We start from the raw sequence: 3249 nt of genomic DNA on the forward strand, positions 1-3249 counted from the left end.
GATCGGTCTAAAGTAACGTTGGGTATGAATCAGCGTGGCGTTGGGACGTTATTTTCAGAGTGGGGAGCATTAAATCAATCGCATTATCCTGGGTCTGGTTTTACTGATTCGTCCACCCCTGGCGGATTAGAAAATGCCTATTGGATTAAGAGCGATTCCTATACTTCTGGATATGGTGCGTTCTATGCGCAATCAGGGCAACATTCCAGCAGGCAAGATCGTTTTAGTCAATTCATACTATGTAATTAATTCGTGCGATATACCCATAATGGCTGACGTGTTGCTAATGTTGTGATTTTGGTCTTATCCGGACACCTATGACTGCATATCTACAATGGAGCACTGCGTCTGCTAACAGCGCCTGATCGATGGCAACGATACGTTGCTGTCGCCAGGCGCGAGTGTGTGTGATACCGGTAATCGTTGCCGCAATCGCTGATTCTGCACATATCCTTTCAGATACTGAACCGTATATTTTAGCTCCAGGGGGAACCGTTGATGCTGTTTCTGGAGACATTTGGCACGAATAGCTGGCCTATCAGGCTGCGCCCGTGCGGCGCGCCCATGCCTTTCACGTGGCGCTGGCGCACTGCGTTAGCCCGACATGCGGCGCGTGAGGAGAATACCCATACCATCGTGCTTTCTGGCGGGGTTCGGTATAACCGACTGCTCAGCATATTACTGCGTCAGGAGCTGGCTGATTTTACCGTATTGCAACCGAGGAATTTGCCGGCAGGGGTTGGCGGTCTTTCGTTGGGACAGACATTAATTGCAGCAGCGCGTGGATAATAGTGAAATTAATGTCAATATTTTGTTGCCTGATATATAGGTTGTTTTAAAAAACGTGCTGATGGATTTGATGTTAAATAAATCAGTTTATATGTATTTAAATTGCTTTTAAATAACGCTCAAAAGTAAGGTTCTTAATGAATTGAAATTAATTGTAAATATATCGCAGCTGCAATGAAGTCAAATTCCTAAAAATAATATTTCATTGAACTTATTTCTTGTTTTGTTAAAACTCAAAGGCTACCTTTCTCGCTTCTTAATTATTTGGTTTTTTTATTAATTCTGAGTTTAACATATGTCATACAACTATTTTGTTTACAAGAAAAGAAAGTTTGAGCAAAGAGTTTCTCGCAAAGTCACCGTAATGGTGTGGGTAAATATCTTTTTCCAATTGCTATTTCCACTGAGTATTTCTTTTTCTCCAGCGATGGCTGCGGCTATCGCTACTCCAGCCCATACTTTTTCAGATACTGAACCGTATGTGTTAGGTCCCGGGGAAACGGTTGATGCTATTGCAAAAAGATATGGAGTTTCGGTTGAAGAACTACAAAAAATCAACCAGTACAGAACGTTTTCTAAACCCTTTTCATCCCTGATAACGGGCGATGAAGTTGAAGTGCCGCGTAAGCGATCGCCTTTCTCTGTAGACAATCAACCGCCTGCTGAGACAGAAAATCGGCTCGCAAGCCAGGCGGCAGCAGGGGCGACGATGTTGTCCAGCAAAAATTCCGCCAAATCAGCAGAGCAGATGGCGCGCTCCGCAGCCAATAGCGAAATCAACAATTCTGCACAGCAGTGGCTGAGCCAGTACGGCACTGCCCGCGTACAGCTAAACGTCAATGATGATTTCAAACTTGATGGCAGCGCGGTAGACGTTCTGGTGCCGTTAAAAGATAACAATAAAAATATGTTGTTTACTCAGCTAGGGGCGCGGAATAAAGATAGCCGTAATACCTTAAATGCGGGTATCGGTTACCGTACTTTTCAAGATAATTGGATGTACGGTGTTAATACCTTTTTTGATAATGATATTACCGGAAAAAATCGCCGGGTGGGTGTGGGTGCAGAGGCTTGGGCTGACTACCTAAAATTGTCCGTGAACAGCTATTATGGTCTGACTGATTGGCATCAGTCACGTGACTTTATTGATTATTATGAGCGCCCCGCCAACGGTTATGACGTGCGTGCAGAAGCCTATTTACCGGCCTACCCGCAGTTGGGGGGTAAACTCATGTATGAACACTATCGTGGCAATGATGTTGCGTTATTCGGTAAGAATAACCGACAGAAAGATCCGTATGCCCTGACGACAGGACTTAATTATACCCCTATTCCGTTATTTACCGTGGGGGCTGAACACCGCGCGGGCAAAGGCGGACAATCTGACAGTAGCCTTAATCTCCAGTTCAATTATCGCCTCGGATCATCCTGGCAGTCGCATATCGATCCTTCTGCGGTAGCGTCGAGCCGTACCTTGGCGGGTAGCCGTTACGATCTGGTCGAACGCAATAACAATATCGTGCTGGAATATCAACAGCAAAACCTGATCCGTCTGACGTTGCCAGAACAGATCAGCGGAGACGCAGGGACTACGGTTACCGTGAATGCGCAGATTAACAGTCGGCATGCACTCGATCGGGTTGAGTGGGATAACGGCGCGTTGTTGGCGGCAGGTGGTAGCTTCACCCAGATATCCCCACAGGTCGTGTCGATCACCTTCCCACCTTATCAAGAGGCACGCAGTAGCAACAGTAATGTGCATACGATAAGTGCAGTGGCTTACGACAGCCAGGGCAATGCGTCTGCTCGTGAGACTACGCGGCTTGTCGTTGCATCCACTATGGTAGAAATCACGGTCGCCAACCTGACGGTGACCGCCGATAACGCCATCGCCAACGGCACGGCGAGCAACGCGGTGCAGGCGATAGTGACGAACGCCAGCGGCAACCCGGTTGCGGGGCAAGCGGTCAACTTCTCTGCCAGCAATGGTGCGGCCATCACCACAGTGATTGGCACCACCGGTGCGGACGGTATTGCCACGGCGACGCTGACCAGCACCACGGCGGGCAGCAGTGTGGTCACCGCGACGGTGAACGGTAAGCGCCAAACGGTGAATATCACGTTTGTTGAAGACGACAGCCAAGCGACGATCGCTACTGCCGATTTTACGGTGGCCAGTGGGGCGTTAGCCGACGGTATTGAAATTAATGCGCTGCGTGCAATAGTGACAGATAGCCTGGGCAATCCAATGGAAAACGCTACCGTAACCTTTACGACAACGTCTGGCTCGGTGACAGTAACAAATGCTCAGGTTCAGACCGATAAAGACGGTGTGGCAAACAGTGGGCTGACCAGTCTGGTGGCAGGAAACCATTCGGTGAGGGCGTCGGTGGGCACGTATACCACGCCGTACAAGAATTCGACTTTTACCAAAATAGTGACGATTGCGGATGCCGATTT

The 3249-nt window shown here is 48.4% G+C and carries 3 protein-coding genes; all 3 read left to right on the forward strand.

The annotated features are described in order from the left end of the window. Positions 1-249, forward strand: a 249-nt coding sequence (locus tag J5224_RS24290; protein ID WP_264627792.1) for a hypothetical protein, incomplete at its 5' end; no start/stop codon positions are given. 315 nt (positions 250-564) lie between these two features. Further along, a complete protein-coding gene (locus J5224_RS24295; protein ID WP_264627793.1) occupies positions 565-789 on the forward strand; it encodes a hypothetical protein in 225 nt (74 codons plus the stop codon). Positions 790-1153: 364 nt separating this feature from the next. Continuing rightward, on the forward strand, positions 1154-3249 hold a 2096-nt coding region (gene yrIlm, locus J5224_RS24300), incomplete at its 3' end, for a YrIlm family inverse autotransporter adhesin (RefSeq protein WP_319802478.1).

This window comes from Candidatus Symbiopectobacterium sp. NZEC135, from assembly GCF_025962695.1.